The 18,391-nt window shown below is 42.5% G+C and carries 16 protein-coding genes and 1 tRNA gene; 6 read left to right on the top strand and 11 right to left on the bottom strand.

What is annotated here, in order from left to right:
- Positions 1–301 precede the first annotated feature (301 nt).
- Positions 302–375: transfer RNA gene (locus ACM0OR_RS10895), tRNA-Pro, on the bottom strand.
- Positions 376–467: 92 nt separating this feature from the next.
- Positions 468–1,022: a GNAT family N-acetyltransferase gene (locus ACM0OR_RS10890; protein ID WP_190696256.1), complete on the bottom strand. Its 555-nt coding sequence runs from the start codon at positions 1,020–1,022 to the stop codon at positions 468–470.
- A 472-nt stretch (positions 1,023–1,494) separates the two neighbouring features.
- On the opposite strand from ACM0OR_RS10890, the gene ACM0OR_RS10885 reads away from it, so the two are divergent.
- Positions 1,495–2,214 carry a hypothetical protein gene (locus tag ACM0OR_RS10885; protein WP_011318303.1) on the top strand — a complete coding sequence of 240 codons (720 nt, stop codon included), beginning with the start codon at positions 1,495–1,497 and terminating at the stop codon, positions 2,212–2,214.
- Between the two features lie 203 nt (positions 2,215–2,417).
- Positions 2,418–3,350: an alpha/beta fold hydrolase gene (locus ACM0OR_RS10880; protein ID WP_414576226.1), complete on the top strand. Its 933-nt coding sequence runs from the start codon at positions 2,418–2,420 to the stop codon at positions 3,348–3,350.
- A 26-nt stretch (positions 3,351–3,376) separates the two neighbouring features.
- Here ACM0OR_RS10880 and tsaD read toward each other — a convergent pair whose 3' ends face one another.
- Complete coding sequence (gene tsaD / locus ACM0OR_RS10875; RefSeq protein ID WP_414576225.1) at positions 3,377–4,426, bottom strand: tRNA (adenosine(37)-N6)-threonylcarbamoyltransferase complex transferase subunit TsaD; 1,050 nt, start codon at positions 4,424–4,426, stop codon at positions 3,377–3,379.
- Positions 4,427–4,858: 432 nt separating this feature from the next.
- On the opposite strand from tsaD, the gene ACM0OR_RS10870 reads away from it, so the two are divergent.
- The 3 genes from ACM0OR_RS10870 to ACM0OR_RS10860 all read left to right on the top strand — a co-directional run bounded on the left by ACM0OR_RS10870 (position 4,859) and on the right by ACM0OR_RS10860 (position 6,210).
- Positions 4,859–5,353 carry a Photosystem I reaction center subunit III gene (locus ACM0OR_RS10870; RefSeq protein WP_190696265.1) on the top strand — a complete coding sequence of 165 codons (495 nt, stop codon included), beginning with the start codon at positions 4,859–4,861 and terminating at the stop codon, positions 5,351–5,353.
- A 38-nt stretch (positions 5,354–5,391) separates the two neighbouring features.
- The gene (gene psaJ / locus ACM0OR_RS10865) at positions 5,392–5,541 is read left to right on the top strand and encodes a photosystem I reaction center subunit IX (protein ID WP_015137730.1); all 150 of its coding nucleotides are present in this window, start codon (positions 5,392–5,394) and stop codon (positions 5,539–5,541) included.
- Between the two features lie 156 nt (positions 5,542–5,697).
- Entirely contained in the window at positions 5,698–6,210 is a 513-nt protein-coding gene (locus ACM0OR_RS10860; protein WP_190696268.1) for a photosystem I reaction center protein subunit XI, read from the top strand.
- 97 nt (positions 6,211–6,307) lie between these two features.
- Here the strand turns inward: ACM0OR_RS10860 and gmk are convergent, their stop codons facing one another.
- The 5 genes from gmk to hetZ form a co-directional block, all read right to left on the bottom strand.
- Positions 6,308–6,910 (bottom strand): guanylate kinase, encoded by a 603-nt coding sequence (gmk, locus tag ACM0OR_RS10855; RefSeq protein ID WP_323265604.1) that lies wholly within the window; start codon positions 6,908–6,910, stop codon positions 6,308–6,310.
- Positions 6,911–7,095: 185 nt separating this feature from the next.
- Positions 7,096–7,362, bottom strand: coding sequence for an extracellular matrix/biofilm regulator RemA (remA, locus tag ACM0OR_RS10850; RefSeq protein WP_015137727.1), 267 nt, complete (start codon positions 7,360–7,362; stop codon positions 7,096–7,098).
- Positions 7,363–7,668: 306 nt separating this feature from the next.
- Positions 7,669–9,993: a DUF3488 and DUF4129 domain-containing transglutaminase family protein gene (locus ACM0OR_RS10845; protein WP_414576224.1), complete on the bottom strand. Its 2,325-nt coding sequence runs from the start codon at positions 9,991–9,993 to the stop codon at positions 7,669–7,671.
- A 253-nt stretch (positions 9,994–10,246) separates the two neighbouring features.
- A complete protein-coding gene (locus ACM0OR_RS10840; protein WP_414576223.1) occupies positions 10,247–11,221 on the bottom strand; it encodes a PatU in 975 nt (324 codons plus the stop codon).
- Positions 11,214–12,446, bottom strand: a complete 1,233-nt coding sequence (gene hetZ / locus ACM0OR_RS10835) for a heterocyst differentiation protein HetZ (protein ID WP_323265529.1) — start codon at positions 12,444–12,446, stop codon at positions 11,214–11,216. Before hetZ ends, ACM0OR_RS10840 begins: the two co-directional genes overlap by 8 nt.
- A 207-nt stretch (positions 12,447–12,653) precedes the next feature.
- Between hetZ and ACM0OR_RS10830 the strand changes: the two genes are divergently transcribed.
- Positions 12,654–13,127, top strand: coding sequence for a hypothetical protein (locus ACM0OR_RS10830; protein ID WP_323265530.1), 474 nt, complete (start codon positions 12,654–12,656; stop codon positions 13,125–13,127).
- A 175-nt stretch (positions 13,128–13,302) separates the two neighbouring features.
- Here ACM0OR_RS10830 and sds read toward each other — a convergent pair whose 3' ends face one another.
- From sds to ACM0OR_RS10815, 3 genes are all read right to left on the bottom strand, one after another.
- On the bottom strand, positions 13,303–14,274 hold the full coding sequence (sds, locus tag ACM0OR_RS10825) for a solanesyl diphosphate synthase (RefSeq protein ID WP_190696283.1): 972 nt from the start codon (positions 14,272–14,274) through the stop codon (positions 13,303–13,305).
- 1,101 nt (positions 14,275–15,375) lie between these two features.
- Entirely contained in the window at positions 15,376–16,233 is an 858-nt protein-coding gene (gene murI, locus ACM0OR_RS10820; protein WP_414576222.1) for a glutamate racemase, read from the bottom strand.
- A gap of 119 nt (positions 16,234–16,352) precedes the next feature.
- On the bottom strand, positions 16,353–18,203 hold the full coding sequence (locus tag ACM0OR_RS10815; protein WP_414576221.1) for an N-acetylmuramoyl-L-alanine amidase: 1,851 nt from the start codon (positions 18,201–18,203) through the stop codon (positions 16,353–16,355).
- Between the last annotated feature and the right edge of the window lie 188 nt (positions 18,204–18,391).

Genomic DNA, 18,391 nt, shown 5'->3' with positions numbered 1-18,391 from the left:
AAAGTCGCGTGTTTCTGAAATTCGCCTTGCTATGCGCCCAGGAATACTGTAAATGCCCATGATATGTAGCATTTATGGCGCAGAAACTTTCCCACTTCAAACAGTCAATGCCATTGTAGTGCTTTTATAAAAATGAGAGACATCATCAAATAGTTAATTGTTCCACCAATCCCCGTTCTAGACTATCAACCCAAAATTTTTATCTATAACGCAATTAATTGTGCGTCTAGACAAAAGCTCTACAAACCTCATTCAACTTGGGCTTATGTTATGTGCTTATATATCAAAAACTTACTCAAAATCGGGATGACAGGATTTGAACCTGCGGCATCCTGCTCCCAAAGCAGGCGCGCTACCAAGCTGCGCTACATCCCGAATATTGCTGATTTTTTGTTAATCGGCATTATCAATACTATACCATAATAGCTGACTTTTTTATAGTCAGCTATAAATTTTGGTACAGAAAATTAATGAGGATACCAAAACATACCTTTGATACCTTCTGGATCTGCCATAAAACCCATAGTTCGGTAGAAATCCACCACATGAGGATCAGCAAAAAGAGTCACATTGCTAATCTCTTCACTTCTGAGTTTTTTGAGGACATATTTCATCAATGCCTTACCCATTCCTTTACCTTGAAAGTCTGGATGAACTACCACATCCCAAATAGTGGCATTAAAGGCATGATCTGAGGTAGCACGGGCAAAACCAATCAACCGCCTCTGATTGCCTCGCACCTGCCACATTGTGGCTACGAGAAAACTATGCTCAATAGCTTTTTTTACTTTTCTTAAGGGACGACGCGACCAACCGACAGCATCACAAAGTTCTTCTAGTTCATACAGATCAATATCTCGCTCAGTGCTAAAAACAATACGTTCTGCACTCCGCGTGACTCCCGAGGCATCGCTGTTGGAGTAAGAGTTGCCTGTAGCGTCTACTGTATGCTCTTCAAAAGAGTTTGTTTTACTTGTTGTCGCAGATTCAGAAGTACTAAACCAAGTTTTCCAAAAACCCATGCCAACGTGGTTCGGGGAGTATAACTGAATTGGTTTCCACTATTAAAAGTGTTGATCCACTCTTAACACAACCGCCACCATATCTTTAACCCTTACTTTCAATTTTTTTGAAGATTATCGGGATTTTCCATAGCAACAGCCAGTTAATAGCGTGTTTCATACCAATCATATTCAACTTTAGCACTTTGTTGTAAAGGCTAGGAGAAATTCAATGAACTACCCTGCCAGACAGATAGGACTTTCCAATTCAGATGATTGCAGGGCAAGATAGGGAACACTAGGGAGAATGGGGAAGAAGGAAGTAAAAAAGTAAAAGGCAAAATCAAGGAATCTTTTGATTTTTTTATGCCCAGTCCCTAGTCTCCAGTCTTTCAATGAGTGGATTTGAGATTATTCAATCCAAAATCTAAAATCTAAAATTCTTAGTCCCCAATTCCCAGGCGAAATAAGCAAGCGAGTTTTAACACCCAAGATGGCTTCTGGCTTAAAATCTTCAACACTGGAACTCCTAAAACGCTTTAATCGAGCGTTTCCACAGTTTTATGAGCAATTTGTCAGCAGTGAAATTCAACTGCAAAATTTACGGTTAGCGTATCGTCTCTATAAAACCAAACGGGCTGTAATTGAGCTAAAACCAGAAGGTAGTAAAAGTGCCTTGCATTTTGCTTACCGCAATCAGTCCTTTCTCCTCAGCGATATTTTTGGTGTGCTAGCAGCTTATGGGCTAACAATCCACGGTCTGAGTTTATATGGACAGATTCGTCCCCCCATGCTTGTTTTTATCAAACTTTTGGTATCTCGTGGTAGTAAAGCCTTGACGGAGAAAACCGCAGAAAATGTTTGTCGCGCCATTCGCGAAGCTTTGGGAGGGCGATTTGAAGTAGAAGAGATGTTGGCAGTAGAATTTAACCTAGACGTGGGTTTAGAACAAGTACAGACTGAGTTTTATGTCGATCCTGTATTTCATCTCCCAGCTTTAGTAATTGAGGCGGATAATCAGCCAGGGTTATTTTACAAGGTGATGTATGCTATTTGGCAGGAAGACCTTTTAGTTGTCAATGCTAATTTACTAGTTTGGCGGGGACGTACACGGCTAATTCTCTACTTGTTGGGGCCTAATGAAAGCCTAATTCCTGAGTATTTAGGACATAAAATTGCTGAAGGAGTACGCCAAAGATTGTTGGGTAAGTAAACAGTTGTGAGTTGTGAGTTCTGAGTCATCAGTACAAGATTAGGTCATAATTATTACTACAAACCTCTATAACCCTACATTTTTCGTACTTGCCAAATCATTTTTGAATTTTTTAGCTTGCTTTTTGTAGGGTATTTTGAATTTTCAATAGTTTGCCTGACTCTCTATCTAGTCGTACCCACTCTTAAGGGTACGATATAAATATGGCAACTATTGAAATCTTGGGTTTTCCACACGCATACGAGTTAACAGCTCCAACGTCCTGCCCCCATGCTTTAGTATTTATCCACGGTTGGCTAAATAGCCGTGGATATTGGCAACCTGTGATTTCTCGGTTGTCAATTGATTTGCAGTGTCTTTCTTACGATTTACGAGGCTTTGGCGAATCTCAGTCTCAGCTAGACACTGATTTTAGTCAATCAGAAATTTCTGTTAGTTTGTCGTCTAGCTCTATTCGTACCCTTAGTTCCTCTGTTGAGTCTCTCCATACGCCAGATGCCTACGCTCAGGATTTAGTAGCCCTTCTGCAACAACTAAATATTACTAGTGCTTGGCTAATTGGTCACTCTTTAGGAGGTACGATCGCACTTTGGGCAGCCGCTCAAATGCCTGAGTGTATCAAGGGTGTAATCTGTATCAATGCAGGCGGTGGTATTTACCTGAAAGAAGCTTTTGAGCAGTTTCGTTCCGCCGGGCAGAAATTTTTACAAGTTCGTCCCCGTTGGCTGTCTCAAGTACCTTTAATTGATTTACTTTTTACCAGAAACAGTGTCTCTCGTCCTTTGGATCGCTATTGGGCGCGTCAGCGCGTGATTGATTTTGTCGTGGCTGATCCAGAAGCAGCTCTGGGATCATTATTAGAATCCACAACTGAAGAAGAAGTCAATCGTCTACCAACTTTAGTATCACAGTTACAACAGCCAGTCTATTTTCTAGCTGGTGCTGACGATAAGGTCATGGAACCTAAATACGTGCGTCATTTAGCTAGTTTTCATAGGCTTTTTCAATACTGTGGCGATAATGTGATTGAAATTCCTGATTGTGGACATCTGGCAATGTTGGAACAGCCAGATGCAGTGGCTAATCATATTCGGGCGATAGTCACAAAGCAGGAGTCAATGGTTAATAGTCAGTAGGGCATTGGGGTAAAATTTACATCCTCTCAGGACTCAGGTTGATATAGCTTCATGACTTGGGTAAGTGGCAGTCGAGATTCTACGCCCAACGTTAGGGGGGATGTATGACCAAGGGATAAATGATCGGCGGCGGCGCAGGCGATCATGGCGGCGTTGTCGGTACAGAATTGTAATGGTGGGAAGAGGACACGGATGTTATGTTGAGAGGCTGCTGCTTGTAAGTTTTTCCTTAAGCCACTGTTAGCTGCTACTCCACCACCGACAGCAATTGTATCTAGACCATAATCAATAGCACAGGCGATCGCTCTTTTGGTTAATGCTTTGGCGACAGTTTCTTGAAAGCTGGCTGCTACGTCCGCCACTGGCAATGGTTTAGCATCTTTTTCTAACTGCTGTACTAAACGCAATACTGCTGTCTTTAAGCCGCTAAAACTGCCATCATAGCGATGAAACCCTCCACCCGGTAAGGACACTTTCCCTTCTGGTAGAGCAAAGGCTTGGGCATTTCCGGTTTGCGCTAATTTATCAATGACTGGGCCACCTGGATAGCCCAATTTTAATAATCTAGCTACTTTATCAAAAGCTTCCCCGGCAGCATCATCACGAGTTTCACCTAGGGTTTCGTAGATACCACATTCCTTAACATAAATCAAGCTTGTGTGTCCGCCGGAAACCAGTAAGCTAAGAAAAGGGGGATCTAAAGTTGGCTCACTCAAATAAGTGGCATAGATGTGACCTTCGAGGTGATGAACTCCCAAAAATGGTTTATTGTACAAAATCGCTAAAGTTTTGGCCGCCGTTAAACCCACTAACAACGCTCCGACCAATCCAGGGGCGCAAGTGGCAGCGATCGCATCAATTTGTCCCCAATCTAATTGAGCTTGCTCTAACGCTTGAGCGATCGCCTGATTTATCGTTTCCAAATGCTGGCGAGATGCAACTTCTGGCACTACCCCACCGTACTGCTGATGTACGGGAATTTGGGAAGTAATAATACTACTGCAAACTTGACGATTTTTAACAATTGCCACGGCAGTTTCATCACAGCTAGTTTCTATTGCTAAAACAGTTACCATTGCTACAAAGGAGTAATTAAGTGCTGAGTTCCGTTAGCGGTAGCGCGGCGTTTAGCCGATGGTGAATTTCGATTGATGTTGAATGTGAATTAAGTCTTGAGACTCTTGTGATTTCGTAGTTATTCCCAAAAAAATGATTTTGGGCAAATCAAGTAACTATTGTGGGATAAGAGTGTTTTTAATTCACATTAGACATGATTTCCAAGCAAATATTCAGCACTCAGCATTCACCACTCGTTACTCACCACTTACCACTCACCACTCAGGACTCTGTAAGAACTTGTTTGAGAAGCTTTAACTTTTATTTACTTCAACTTTACTCGATTCCCGCCCAAGAGTATGATGACTTGCTAGTTAAGCAAATAAAGAGTGTACAAGCCGCTTCGTTTTGTACAGAAAACTTTTTCTTTTGTAATAAAAGGAAACATACCGATGAAAAGATTGTTTGCTTTGATGTTAGTGATTTGTCTTGCATTCAGTTTCGCACCCCCAGCTAAAGCTCTAGGTGCGAATCTGACCCCCTGTCAAGACAATCCTGCATTTCAAGCACTTGCAAAAAACGCCCGTAATACTACAGCTGATCCAGAATCTGGGAAAAAGCGTTTTGAACGTTATTCTCAGGCACTCTGTGGACCAGAAGGCTATCCTCACTTAATTGTTGATGGTCGCCTTGATCGCGCTGGTGACTTTTTAATTCCTAGCATTCTGTTCTTGTATATTGCCGGTTGGATTGGTTGGGTAGGTCGTGCTTACTTACAAGCCATCAAAAAAGAATCTGACACTGAGCAAAAAGAAATCCAAATCGATTTGGGTCTAGCACTGTCTATCATTGCTACAGGTTTTGCTTGGCCAGCAGCAGCCCTCAAAGAACTGCTTTCTGGCGAATTAACTGCGAAAGACTCAGAAATTACTGTTTCTCCTCGCTAGTTCAACTTAATTCATTCACTTGTTTTGGAGACTAAATCATGGCAGACAAAACTGACCAAAGCAGCTATTTGATTAAGTTTATTTCCACAGCACCTGTTGCAGCCACTATTTGGCTGACAATTACAGCAGGTATCTTGATTGAATTCAATCGCTTTTTCCCTGACTTACTTTTCCACCCCCTACCGTAAATTCAGAAGTCAGGGCATTGGGCATTGGGTATTGGGCATTGGGCATCGGGCATCGGGAATAATAATTTCCTTTACTCCTGCAATTACCCATTCCCCACTCCCTTTGTTTCTCTTAGTGAAAATGCAACCCTTCTAAATTTAGAGGTAACCTAAAATATGCAAGCAGTAGACGCATCAAAAAATCTTTCCAGCGATCCGAGAAATCGGGAAGTTGTTTTTCCCGCAGGTGATCCACAAATTGGTAATCTGGCAACCCCAGTCAATTCTTCTCCTGCGATCAAATGGTTCATTAATAATTTACCTGCTTATCGCCCAGGTCTGACCCCTTTTAGACGTGGTTTAGAAGTTGGTATGGCTCATGGCTACTTGCTGTTTGGCCCCTTTGCTAAATTAGGCCCACTGCGTAACGCGGACAATGCTAACTTAGCAGGATTGTTGGCCTCTATAGGCTTGGTTGTGATTCTTACTGCCTGTCTATCTCTGTATTCCAACACTAACCCAGACAAAGCTCTAGCTAGTGTTACCGTACCTAATCCCCCAGATGCTTTTAATTCCAAAGAAGGCTGGAATAATTTTGCCAGTGCTTTCTTAATTGGTGGTATTGGTGGTGCAGTAGTAGCTTATTTCTTGACCAGTAATTTGGCTATCATCCAAGGTCTGATAGGCTAATTTTCTGTTTTGGGTAATTAGGCATTGGTGAAAAGTCAGTGATTTTTGACTAGTACCTATGCCTGATTACCGATTAGTAATTTGGGACGAAAAAGCTTTATTTGCCAAACACAGCCGCTTCAATGGCATTGAGAGCAGTTTCTAAGTCATCATTGATTATTTGGATATCAAATTCATCAGCCGCTTGAATTTCCTCGTGGGCGCGTTGTAGACGACGGGCGATCGCCTCTTCAGAATCCTGTCCGCGTTCACGAATACGTTTTTCTAGTTCTGTAAAGGAAGGTGGCAAAATAAAAATACTTAGAGCTTCCGGGAAGGAAGCACGAATCTGTCTTGCGCCTTCTAGTTCAATCTCCAGCACTACTAACCCACCAGACTGCACTTGATTAAGTACAGCTTCGCGGGGAGTGCCATAGTAATTACCAGCAAACTCTGCTGACTCTAGGAATTCGCCTTGAGCAACCAACTGTTCAAACTTGTTACGGCTAATAAAATAATAATTTTTGCCATCAATCTCCCCTGGGCGGGGGGTACGAGTTGTAGCAGAGACAGAGTAATAAAGTTCTGGATGACGCTGTAAGAGCGATCGCATTAAAGTACCTTTCCCGACCCCACTTGGTCCGGTTAACACAATTAGCTTGCCTAACAAAGCACTTTCTTTGGTATTAGCACAACTCTGGATGGGTAAGACTGGCATCATCCGTTCAACCTGTGAATTAATCAAGAGACATCATTCGTTAGTAGATTAGTAATTTAATCTGGTATGTGTCCCCAGAGCAATCCTTAACTAACGAATTTGTAGCACTAGTGACAGAAAACTTGTCTAACTCACATGGTACTGCTGATGTGGTCTCAATAGAGGTGGAGTGTTACTCCTACCCTGCATTAATTTTCTACAGTATGATGCTCCCTAGAAATCACGAAGCGATTAGCTACCGTTTCTGGTTGAATCGCCGACAAAATTACGTGACTGGAATCGGTGATGATTACAGCCCTAGTTCGGCGACCATAAGTAGCATCAATTAGCTGACCTCTGTCCCTAGCATCAGTAATAATCCGCTTAATTGGGGCAGACTCTGGACTCACGATGGCAACAACTCGGTTGGCCGAGACAATGTTACCAAAACCAATGTTAATTAACTGTATCTCCATAAAAAAACTGACACCAAATGTGGTGTTCAAAGCTAGTAATGAATTTATTCCCATGTTATCCCTAAAAAATGCGAGTTACAACGCATTCATTCAATACAGCTTGAATTTCTTGATAAGGACTGCTTTTTTCGAGATTTACTCCGTTAAATTGCATAAAAATATGCCTCTAGAGACAGGAAGACTTATACATATAAGAGCTAGTCCTAAGTTTAATTACTAATAGTATCTAAAAGTGATTTGTCCACATTGTTACTTTCTGCAAAATATACATATTTTGCAGAAAATTATCACTAATTATTAATCGAATTACTTCCTCTGATGACTGGTAGATTTTTTCAATTCTTGCCATTTTTGTTGCAGTTGATATAAGTTCGGAGTATTACCTCCATAACGCCAACTCACATAAGCTTGGCAAATATCATTTATGACCTGAGCATGGGCTGGAGCATAATGCCCAGATGATACTTTGGCATACTCTAAAGGTGTCTGTGCTGGATGTTTACCTAGACCTTTTTGATCTGCCCATTGCAGCATTTGTTGATACAGTCGTTCCATTGGCGGTAGTGTACCTAAGCGACGGCGATGTAACCACTCTCGCCACTGCGCCCAGCCTAACCAGCCCAAAAATGCGCTTGTGGTTGCTAATATTAAGCCAGTTAATATACCTACCCAACCTTGAGTAAATAAGGCGAAAAACCAAGCGATCGCTTTACCAAACCAGCTAAATATCGTCCCGAAAACATTGTTGAAAAAGCCTGTCACTGGGGAAGGTAGCCACCCAGCCACCCAATGCCAAAATTGCTTCAGCACACTAAAAGTCTGTGTTTCTTCAATAGAAGGTGGAATCAGGGGATGATTGGGGATGGGATCAAAGGTAAACCAGCCATATTTAGGAAAATAAACTTCCGTCATCGCATAAGCATCAGTGTTTCGCACCACATACATCCCCGTAAAGGGATTAAATTCACCTGGAGCAAACCCTGCTACTAGCCGCGATGGGATACCAATGGAACGCAGCATCACTGTGAGAACTGTTGAGAAATGATCTGGATACCCGCCTTGATGTTTAAATAAAAATGCTTCTACTAAGTCTTCTTTTTCATCTAAAAAAGGGAACTCAAAGGGGTTTTTAGGGATGGAATAGTTTTGCTTGAGGTATTGGGCTAAATAAAGAACTTTTTCATAGGTAGAATCTAAGGTTTTTTGCGATTTCCCTACTTGTTCTTGGTTATATTTAGCGAGAATTTCTTCGGTACGTTGTCTAACTTTGGTGGAAATTTCTGGGGGGATTTGTAGATAATACTTTTCAATATTCCGGGGATAATTTGTAGTAGCTTTTCCCAGTAAAGTACGATCGCGGTACGGTACTTCGGAAATTACTGTATAGGTGAGGTCTTCTGATAATCCCACCGGCGATCGCAAGCTATTTTCTTTATCTACTGCAATCATCGGTGTCGGGAAGTAAATTTCCCTGGGATAAGACATCGCCGGAATTAAGTTAGGCAAGTCTGATACTACCGTATAGGTCTGTACTACTTCCCTAGTCTGGCCGGAGATAGCAGGGGATGATAAAAAAATCTGATAAGACCAAGGCGATCGCTTAATAGTAGTAACCTCTTCATTACGGGAAACCTCCCAACCTTTACCTGTATAGTGGTCAAAGGCCAGCACCCGCCAAAATCCCTCAGCTTGCGATCGCACTCGCATCACCACCTTGGGTTTCATCTCTCCCCGCAGGTTTTGGTTAATCTTGCTATTAAAACCGTAATAAAAACCGCTATCTACCTGTCCTGGTTGACCATTTTTACTCGGTGCTGCACTATTACCATTACCTTGATTGTCAGCGTTACCTTGGCGCACATAACCAGGATTGATAATAGTCTGTCCGGTAAACCCGCCCTTCACCTCAATGGGAGAACTCACAGGAAAAGTCCGCAGTTGATAGCCAGGGAATCGGGGTAAAAATGCAAATACTACCAATCCCAAGGCGACAACTACGGTAAATAGTAAAAAATAACGAGGTACTTGTTTAGATAATTTAAATTCTTTTGACTTTTGACTTTTAACTTGTGAATTTTTCAGTCCCAGTTGCGAACGGTAGTTAACAACTAAAGTCGGCAGTGCGATCGCTAAAAATAATAATAATACGGGTGCGAAGGCTAAAGTTTGACTCAACGTTGCCGCCACACCCAATAAAATTAAGCCAATAACTATGGAATAGCCCAGGTTTTTACGCCTAGGCACATCAAAGCTATGCAAAATCTGGAGTTGAATTAATAACTCTGCCAAAGCCAACCGCGTATCATTTAATTCGCCAAATAACCGCCCAAAGAAAGCACCCAATGCCATTAACATCCCGATGGCAATGCAAAACTTGACGGTGACATTAGCTTCACGACGGCGGTAATAACTCCAAGCTGTACCTAAGACACTCAGTGGAATTGCCCACAGACTAAAAGTAGTATTGGCAGCAATATCCATCGCTACAATACCTGTGATTACCAACGCTAGCACTAGTACCCGCAAGGAAATGGAGTCTTCCACTTCCAACAAAGGCGACCCCTGGTGATTGTGTCGCCCATAACTTACAGGCAGATGCCAAAATCGATTCAACCTGGTTAAATTAAACATTTCCAATTTCGGAAAAGCTATAGAGTAGATGCTGATAGAGACAAATTTTCGGGAAGTTCCTTTAAGAAAACAGGAACTCCCCGAAAGCAGCCTTTGGGAGTATAGATGTCTTGTAAATTTTCATTCTCGTTGCGGGTGATTGTAGAAGCCCTAATGACCGCCCTTCGAGAAACATATTTTGATGCAAAACCACGATAATGCTCTTATCTCTTGGTGTTGATCAATAATGGTGTGCTAGCGGTGGTAATCTCAGCTAGATTGTGGGATTAATCACAAACAACAAGGGCAATTGATCAAGCTCTGGACACTCAACTTCTAAGGTGTAAGTTGGGTGAAGTTGCTGGCAAGAGATTTCCACACTCAAGCATCCGGGAATTGATGACTGTGCCATTGCAATAGAGTTATCGCCCCGCAGTGTCAAAATTCCTTGAGTGGGTAAATCACCATAAACACGTAATAATTTCGTGTCACCTTGGGAGTGGTATTCTACCCGCAGGTTGAGTGCGCCTGCACTAGTTAACCAGAGTCTTTCTACTACTGGCTTGCTTGGTGATACTGGTAGAGTGAGATTATCTAACAGTTGTTGAGCTGCCATTAGAGAAATCGCCATTTGTTGTTGAGACCCCAAATCTGAGTAATCACTCTCGATATTAGGAGTTGTCTCTAAAGTTTCTGGCGATCGATAGCTGCTGCGTAACACCAAACCAGCAAGATTGTTGATTGTGTGGGATTCGGTGGGGAATAAGCCTTCCACCACTTGCACTAATTTTGCCCCTATTGGTAGCGAAGATGTCACCATCTGTTGACATCTTGCTAATAATTCTTGGAATACTTTCTCTGGTAGGGGAATAGGTAGATTCAGCTTTGATTGCTGCGCCATCCACCCCCAGTTAGGGCTAAATACTAGTGATGGCTCATCCAGAGTATCTGGATAGTCTACTATTTGTGTTTCCCAGGGAAACAAGGGTGGGTGGTTTTCGGTGTGAATTTGTAACCGACGTTTGATGACGGCTTGAAAACGTTCTTGCACAGTAGGAATTTCTCCCAATAAAAAGGTTTGGGGTATACTTCCCAACTTTAGCTCACCACTATTTATAGTGGCAGTTTGGCTGAGAAGGTGATCTCCCTTATCGGTATCCTCACAGTTTCCCGTATGGTTTTCTGGTTGATTGATACTAGCCAGAAAACCAAGTAGGTACTTTTGAAAGGATTCTGAGTCTCTATTCATGAGTAGATGCACTAGATCCGGATACTAAGGAATTACGAATTTCCCAAGCTTGTTCTAAAATTTTAAACCACCGTTTTTGTAGTTGTGCCATTGATAACCCTAAAGCTTTAGCAATTTTGTCATCGGGTTGTCCTTGTTGTTTTAAGTCTAGTAAAGCCCTTTGTTTCTCGTCTAATTGGGATGTGTAGGCTTCCCACTGTTGAGGAGTTAAACCTAAATTAGTATGTAAAGAAGCCTCTAACCACTCGTGTACTAGTTCCCATTTGTGTAACAAAGCGAACCTGATCAAATGATACTTAAAGCGTTGTTGTAAGTAATCTCGCTGACGGGGAGTTAAACCTAAAACATTTTCAATTTCCTGGGCTGACATATCTTGGAGACGCAGAGAAAAATAATCAGCACAGTCAGATTGATCACGTTGCTCCAAATAACTCATTAATTCCGTAACGACAACGGAGCGGAGTGTATCTTCTTCTGGTTCGGGTGCTGCTTGGGTAGCCATAGCTGAACGTAACTGCTGTACAGCTGGTTCTTCCCAAGTACCATCACCTTCGTTGCTGCTACCTTCTGCTGCTTGTTCGATATCAACGATCGCTTCTGGGGGCTGCTGTTGAGAAAAAGTCTGAGCGCGGAGAATAATTAACTGCTGTTGACGACCAGGGAGGGGAATCCGCCGCTTACCGTAACGTTCGGTAAAGGCCATGTACTCTGATAGTTCTAGGAGAGTTTGGGGGCGATAGGTAGGGCCAAGTTGGTTTTCCCGACGAAAGGCGTTTAATGCTTCTAAATAAAAACTTTGTAGAAAATCTTCTATGATTGTCAGCCGCCCTTGATAACTCAATTGGCGTTGGGGAGGATTAATGTAACGATAAATAATTGCACTGAGGGTACTGTGTAATTCAACTCTGCCTCGGCTAGAACCCAATTGATAGTATCTCAGACACTGTTGTAGCCTGTGTTTGGCTAGGGTCATCGCTGAATTTTCCACAGCACCGGAAGCTTGAATACGTTTACTTTCGTGGCAAATACGGTATACTTCGATGGTGATCCGGTTGGCTACATCGTGGCAGTTCTTGTCTGAAGCTTTGGTGAACTGCTTAAGCTCTTTGTAGGCAAGTTGGAAGATTACTTCCTCACCGTTAGTATTTTCTCCGAAAGTGTTGGTGGTGGGAGCGGTGGGAGCGGTGGGAGCGGTTGGAATAGTTGCTGTTGCGGCTGAATTCATAGTGTCGGTTGTCAAAAGACCCTATACATAAACTTAAATAGAACTTGTGACGAAGGTGGGTATTGGCTTTATGGTTTTGCGTATAAGCTAAACGCATACACATCCTGGTTAAGGATGTGGTTGATTTTATTATTCCCAACTCTCATGGGATTAATCACATGGCGATAAATGTTATTGCCTTTACCCAACAGACGTTAACAAGTCATTATGGATTTAGAAACACAAATTCAATTGCTGATTAACAATGCACCCAACGATGGTGTAACACCACATCTTGTTGCAGCAATTGCTCCTGTGCTGGTGGCGATCGCTCAAAAGTTACGTCATTCCCAGTACCATATTCTCCAAGATGCGGAGGGTAGCTGGGTTTTAACTACGTTGAGGAATCGTGTCAACCCAGGAATCGAAAAGCGTGTTGTTTACGCTTTCCCTACCATACAGGATGTTTCCCTAATTTCCCCTGCTGGGCTAGACCCTCAAATCACCCCAAAAATTGTTCCCGCCACCCACATTTTGTTCCAATTGGTGGCATTAGAACCCGTAGATAGTATCGTTTTTTTGGAAACGCCGGGTAAAACCACTCACTCGTATGAAGTACAGCGTGCTAAATTCCAAAAACTCATACAGAAACAGCTACGACAACAGCCTTCAAGTAAAAACATACCTCCTGATATTGCTTAAAAAAAATTTGGATGTTGGCTGTTTTAAACACACACCAACATCCAAAAATTTTTATCTCAAAAATCTCAAAAATTTTTCCTAAAAACCCAAAATTTTTTTCCTACATCATGAGTGGGGAGTAGGGAGTAGGTATTGGTTAATAGTGATTTCCCAGTCCCCAATACCCAGTCCCCAGCTAATACAACCGACTTAGTCCATATTCCGCGATGTTGATCAACGTCTGGTGCGATTCTGAAGGTGGGAGAACAGCTAGATGGTCAATTGCTAACTTAGTATGGTGGGCAGCTAAATCTCTGGACTGCTGTATACCTTGGCTATCTTGAACTAAGTCCAGTGCTTGCTCTAAATCTCCCGTTTGAGCAAATTCTCGCTCTATTAACACTTCCAAATAAGGTTTTTCGGCTAGGGCAAATAACACGGGTGCTGTCAGATTACCGCTTTTGAGATCCGAACCTACTGGTTTACCCAAAGCGTCGGCGGTACTGGTGAAGTCTAAAATGTCATCAACAATCTGAAAGGCTATACCCAGATGACGACCATAGGCATACAAATGTTCTGCAACTTCTGCGGAAACTTCACTTAGTAGTCCTGCCGCTTTACCACTATTAGCAACCAACGAAGCAGTTTTGTAATAGCTTTTTTCGAGGTAAGTCTCAATTGAGATACTGGTGTCAAAACGATTCAATCCTTGCTGAATCTCCCCGGTAGCTAAATCCATAATGACTTCTGAAAGTAGTTTGACTACCTGCAAGTTGTCTAAGTTAGCTAAATACCATGAAGATTGAGCAAAGAGAAAATCTCCGGCGAGGATGGCAATGCGATTACCAAACAAACTGTGAACGGTAGGAACGCCCCGCCGCACGTCTGATTCATCTACTACGTCATCATGTACCAAGCTGGCAGTGTGAATCATTTCGGTGATTTCTGCTAGCCGACGATGACGCGGTGTAATATCTTGGTCTAACATGGTCGCCCGCGATATCAACAGCACGATCGCTGGTCTGATACGCTTTCCCCCAGCCCCGAAAAGATGTTCGGCGGCTGCAAACAGAATGGGGTGGCGATTTCCAACTAGCTGCTTGAGGTTATCTGCTAGTATTTGCAGGTCTGCTTCCACAGGGGTAAACAGGGAGGTGGCTGGGGTCATGGATGGGCGGACTCTGACTTTAGTTACGAAAGTTTACATATCCTAATACTCATTCTAAGATAAGCCTGTGCCAGCGCAAAGTTTTGCTCATAAGAAGTAGTAATTTTTCGATTGCCGACTCACTAAAATTCCTGGCTGATACTCTTGACAAAATCCTGATCTGAGCGAATGAAACAGCCCTGCCCTATCATCATGCAACCCCTAATGAAGCGTTAAGTTAGACTACTAAGTGTTTTCTGTAAAAGTCCTTTGCAGCAAGCATTATTTTTTTATAATGAATTTTTATATTAATTTATAATACATCTCCAAAAATATTTTCACTTAAATTACGTAATATTAATTACATATTAGATAAGTTTATGTATAAATTTAGCACCTTGTATTCCGCTATAACTATCTAAAAAATTTCAAATTTTCCCTCAAAGTTAACTTTGTTATGTTACGCTATAATCTAAGGATTTTAGATTTTTCAGTTATTCACCCCACAACAGTAATTCACTTTTTAGTGACGTTACTCTTTCAGTGTTGTGAGTTACAAATATAACTTCGTCCAATCATCAATCAAGGAAAATTTTCTTGGTTATTGTCTATGGCGAAAGATTCTTAACTAGGAGCTAGACAACTCTTTTGAGAGTTGTTGTTATATATTTTTTGCTTGCGTTGAGCGTAAGCACAGCTCTTGTTGTCAAGATGTCGACAAAAATAAAGCAGACTAGGTAGGCTGCTGAGGAGTGCAGTATTGGGTTGCTGTAAGGCAATGTAATGTCTGTTGTCGGATGTATGGTCTGCAATTAATTAAATAGCAAATACTTAACCCGTAGAGAATTAATGACTCTATGGGGGAATCTGCCTTAAATTAATCCAGCTACCGAGATATTACTTGGTTGGGGAAGTTTTTGCCAATTTTATGCAATTTAATTATTTCTTTGAAAAGGTGCGGGTGGAATCATGCTTTATGGGAATATGCCTATGATGATTTTTATTTTAGCTGCGGGATACTTGCTGACTGTCTATCTATTGTTGGGTTTAGCAAAACGTACTGGAAAAAAGCCTAGTCAATAGTCATTAGTCACAATGGTCATTGACTAATGACTATTGTGACTAATGACTAGGAATATTAGCAAAATCAACTGATTCAACGATGGGGGTATGGCCTAGCCAATTGACTCCAGATTGAGCAAATTGCTGCGGTGAACCGCTAACAGCGAAGCGAGTTGGTAGGGGGGGGTGAGTGTTGGTTAAGCCTAGTAGGTCTAATTCTTGACTACAGGCAGTGACAACATGAACAGCAGGGTCAATAATTTTTACCTGAGTTGGAAGGAGCGATCGCACCACGGGCGCAAGCAAGGGATAATGGGTACAGCCATAAATTAGGGTATCAATATCTTGTTGTAGTAAAGGTTCAAGATAAGACCTAGCTACTTCAGCCGTGTAGGGGTCTTGAATGCGATTCTGCTCGATGAGTGGGACAAACTCTGGACAGCCAACTTGCCACACTTCTACGTCAGGGTTGATTTCTAGAATGGCGTGCTTATAGGCATCGCTTTTAGCTGTGGCTGGTGTGGCGATGACACCGATACGCTTACCTTGCTGGACGGCTGCTTTCGCACCAGGGAGAATGACACCAAGAATGGGGATGTCATATTCGGCGCGAACTATTTCCAGTGCGAGAGCAGAACTGGTATTACAAGCCATGATGACCATTTTGACCCGTTGTTGCTGCATCCAGTCCAGGATGTCGCGCACAAACTGGACAATTTCGGCTTGGGAACGAATACCGTAAGGTAGCCTAGCGGTATCTCCAAAGTAAACAATTGATTCATTCGGTAATTGCCGATAGAGTTGGCGCAATACCGTTAGCCCACCTACACCACTATCAAAAACACCAATGGGAGCGCGTTGAGGCTCTTGGTCTAAGAACTCGTAAATATTACCTTCAAAGCCGGAAGATGAATACACAGGCAGATACTATTAAAATTTGGGGATTTAAAATACAGAATTTAGCAGACAATTGCCTAAATGACCATTAAATTCTGTACGTACACCAATTAATTATTTGTACTATATTTTAAATTTGATCATCTTTTTAAATATTGCAGGATACCACGAGCGATCGCCTCTGCCATCCGATTTTGATATTCTGGTGAACCCAATCGAGGATTATCTTCCCGACCACTCATATAACCTGTTTCTACTAAAATCGAAGGCATAGAACTCTTTCTGAGGACATAGAATCTGGCTTTGCGTGTGCCTCTATCGTTGATAGTACCAATACTTTGTAAAATATTCTTGCGGACTGCTTCCGCTAGGGCGTAGCCACTATCGTAATAATAAACTTCTAAGCCATTGACATTGGGGCGATTCTCCACAGAATTTGCATGAATGCTGACAAATACTGTGGCATTAACTCGTTCAGCAATATCTACTCTACCTTGAAGCTCTACAAAGAAATCAGCATCTCGTGTTAATACTGCTTGCACACCGTTCTGTTCCAAAATAGCGGCAATCCTGCGACCGATGGGCAACACTACGTCTTTTTCTAACAGTCCACCCAAACCAGGTGCGCCTGAATCTTTCCCTCCATGTCCAGGGTCAATAACTACCAAAACTTTCCCCCTGGGAACTGAAGAATTTGCAGTGGGGCGGGATATAGTTCTCGGATTATCGATATTTGTCTCTAGTGATTGAGCTTGGTTAGCTGATGGTAATGGTAAAGCAACTGGGGGTATAAATCGTCGCGAGGGTTGTAAATCTAATGCCAAAAGCTGGTTGCTGACTTGATTGAGTTCCCCTATTTGTACTCCTGCTGCTGGTTGTACTAAAATAACTACTGTATTGGGTGCTTGGGGTTGCAATCGTACCCTGAGAATTGGACTATTGGCAGTAAAAGCAGGGCCTTTAACGTTGGCAGCTAATTTGGCATTATTAATCGTGATGCGGAATAATCCAGTCGATCTATCCCAACCACCTTGAGCCGAGACTAATTGGTCAGCACGAATCAACAGTTGTGTACCATTTTCAGCTAGTTCTATGGACTGGATGGTAGCTGGTGAATTAGTAGCAGAAATAGGTTCTGAGTTATTTTCTCTGGGTGATCTGACTAAATTTTTACTAGGCAGAACTACAAAGCCACCTACGCTGCTGGTAGTGACTCGCCATTCTGGACTATTTTGATCCAGCAGCATCGTCATCCGTACAGTTTGGGGTCTGTTTTGCAGTTGGCTAAATTGAATGCGGCTGACACCATAACGATTGACAGCAAAATCCTGCTGTTTCAGATTGGGTGATAGAGATGAGCCGGCAATATCGATGTTGAGTACCTGCTTATCTTCTGTGCGATTAACTTGAATTTGAGGATTACCACCACGGGTGCGGACAAAAAAGCCATCACCTGTGACTTGGAGGTTTTCGATTTGAGTTACAGATGCAACAGTATTGACTTCTGGTTCGCGACTAGTAGGCGTGACCGTGTAAATATTTCGAGAAGGTAGGTTAGAGGGTGGTTGCTGGGCAATTTCTGGATTATCTATTCCTCTTTCAGCAACTGGTGTGGGTAATTGGACAGTCCAACGATTGGCAGTAATTCCGACAAATTTGATTTGTTGGGGGTCGAGGGTATAACCAGGGGCTAGTTCTACAACTATCCGAGTGGTTTGGGGGTCAAACTGCCCCACACGCACTGATCGAATCGCGCCTCCTACCTGTTGGGTGGACTGGGGCTGGCCAAAGGTTATTCCTGGCAAATCAATGACTAAGCGTGTGGGTTCAAAAATTAGTTGTGCTTGCGGCTGTACTGCTCCTGTAGTGTTAATCTCCAAGCGGTTTTGATTGGCATCAAATCGCCAAGAATCTAACCGCGTTGCCCAAGCTGGTGATGACAGTAACAATACCGTTCCCACAGTCCCGGTTAGTAACCAGTCTAGTTTCACAATCTTTTCTCCTGATTCGCATTGATGAGAGCTTTCGACAGTTATCAGTTATTCAGTTATCAGTTATCAGTGCCAGGAAAGCAAGCTTGATAACTGTTCACTGATGCAATCTCAACATATGGGCAAATCCTCACACCGTCACCGTTCAAACTTTGGCTTTTTTGGGGCAATCAAATTTTGTATCGGTA

It is taken from the genome of Anabaena sp. CCY 9402-a (assembly GCF_963920945.1).
Taxonomy (GTDB): Bacteria; Cyanobacteriota; Cyanobacteriia; order Cyanobacteriales; family Nostocaceae; genus Trichormus; species Trichormus minutissimus.
Note: the sequence above shows the minus strand (reverse complement) of the source record. Positions and strands in the feature narration are given on the sequence as shown.

What these genes read in the sequence shown, in the direction of transcription:
- hetZ (WP_323265529.1), bottom strand. Translation starts at nt 12,446, where the DNA reads ATGAATTCAGCCGCAACAGCAACTATTCCAACCGCTCCCACCGCTCCC.
- ACM0OR_RS10880 (WP_414576226.1), top strand. Translation starts at nt 2,418, where the DNA reads ATGGCAACTATTGAAATCTTGGGTTTTCCACACGCATACGAGTTAACA.
- ACM0OR_RS10830 (WP_323265530.1), top strand. Translation starts at nt 12,654, where the DNA reads ATGGATTTAGAAACACAAATTCAATTGCTGATTAACAATGCACCCAAC.
- remA (WP_015137727.1), bottom strand. Translation starts at nt 7,362, where the DNA reads ATGGAGATACAGTTAATTAACATTGGTTTTGGTAACATTGTCTCGGCC.
- ACM0OR_RS10845 (WP_414576224.1), bottom strand. Translation starts at nt 9,993, where the DNA reads ATGTTTAATTTAACCAGGTTGAATCGATTTTGGCATCTGCCTGTAAGT.
- ACM0OR_RS10890 (WP_190696256.1), bottom strand. Translation starts at nt 1,022, where the DNA reads ATGGGTTTTTGGAAAACTTGGTTTAGTACTTCTGAATCTGCGACAACA.
- ACM0OR_RS10885 (WP_011318303.1), top strand. Translation starts at nt 1,495, where the DNA reads ATGGCTTCTGGCTTAAAATCTTCAACACTGGAACTCCTAAAACGCTTT.
- tsaD (WP_414576225.1), bottom strand. Translation starts at nt 4,426, where the DNA reads ATGGTAACTGTTTTAGCAATAGAAACTAGCTGTGATGAAACTGCCGTG.
- ACM0OR_RS10840 (WP_414576223.1), bottom strand. Translation starts at nt 11,221, where the DNA reads ATGAATAGAGACTCAGAATCCTTTCAAAAGTACCTACTTGGTTTTCTG.
- gmk (WP_323265604.1), bottom strand. Translation starts at nt 6,910, where the DNA reads ATGATGCCAGTCTTACCCATCCAGAGTTGTGCTAATACCAAAGAAAGT.
- ACM0OR_RS10860 (WP_190696268.1), top strand. Translation starts at nt 5,698, where the DNA reads ATGCAAGCAGTAGACGCATCAAAAAATCTTTCCAGCGATCCGAGAAAT.
- psaJ (WP_015137730.1), top strand. Translation starts at nt 5,392, where the DNA reads ATGGCAGACAAAACTGACCAAAGCAGCTATTTGATTAAGTTTATTTCC.
- ACM0OR_RS10870 (WP_190696265.1), top strand. Translation starts at nt 4,859, where the DNA reads ATGAAAAGATTGTTTGCTTTGATGTTAGTGATTTGTCTTGCATTCAGT.
- sds (WP_190696283.1), bottom strand. Translation starts at nt 14,274, where the DNA reads ATGACCCCAGCCACCTCCCTGTTTACCCCTGTGGAAGCAGACCTGCAA.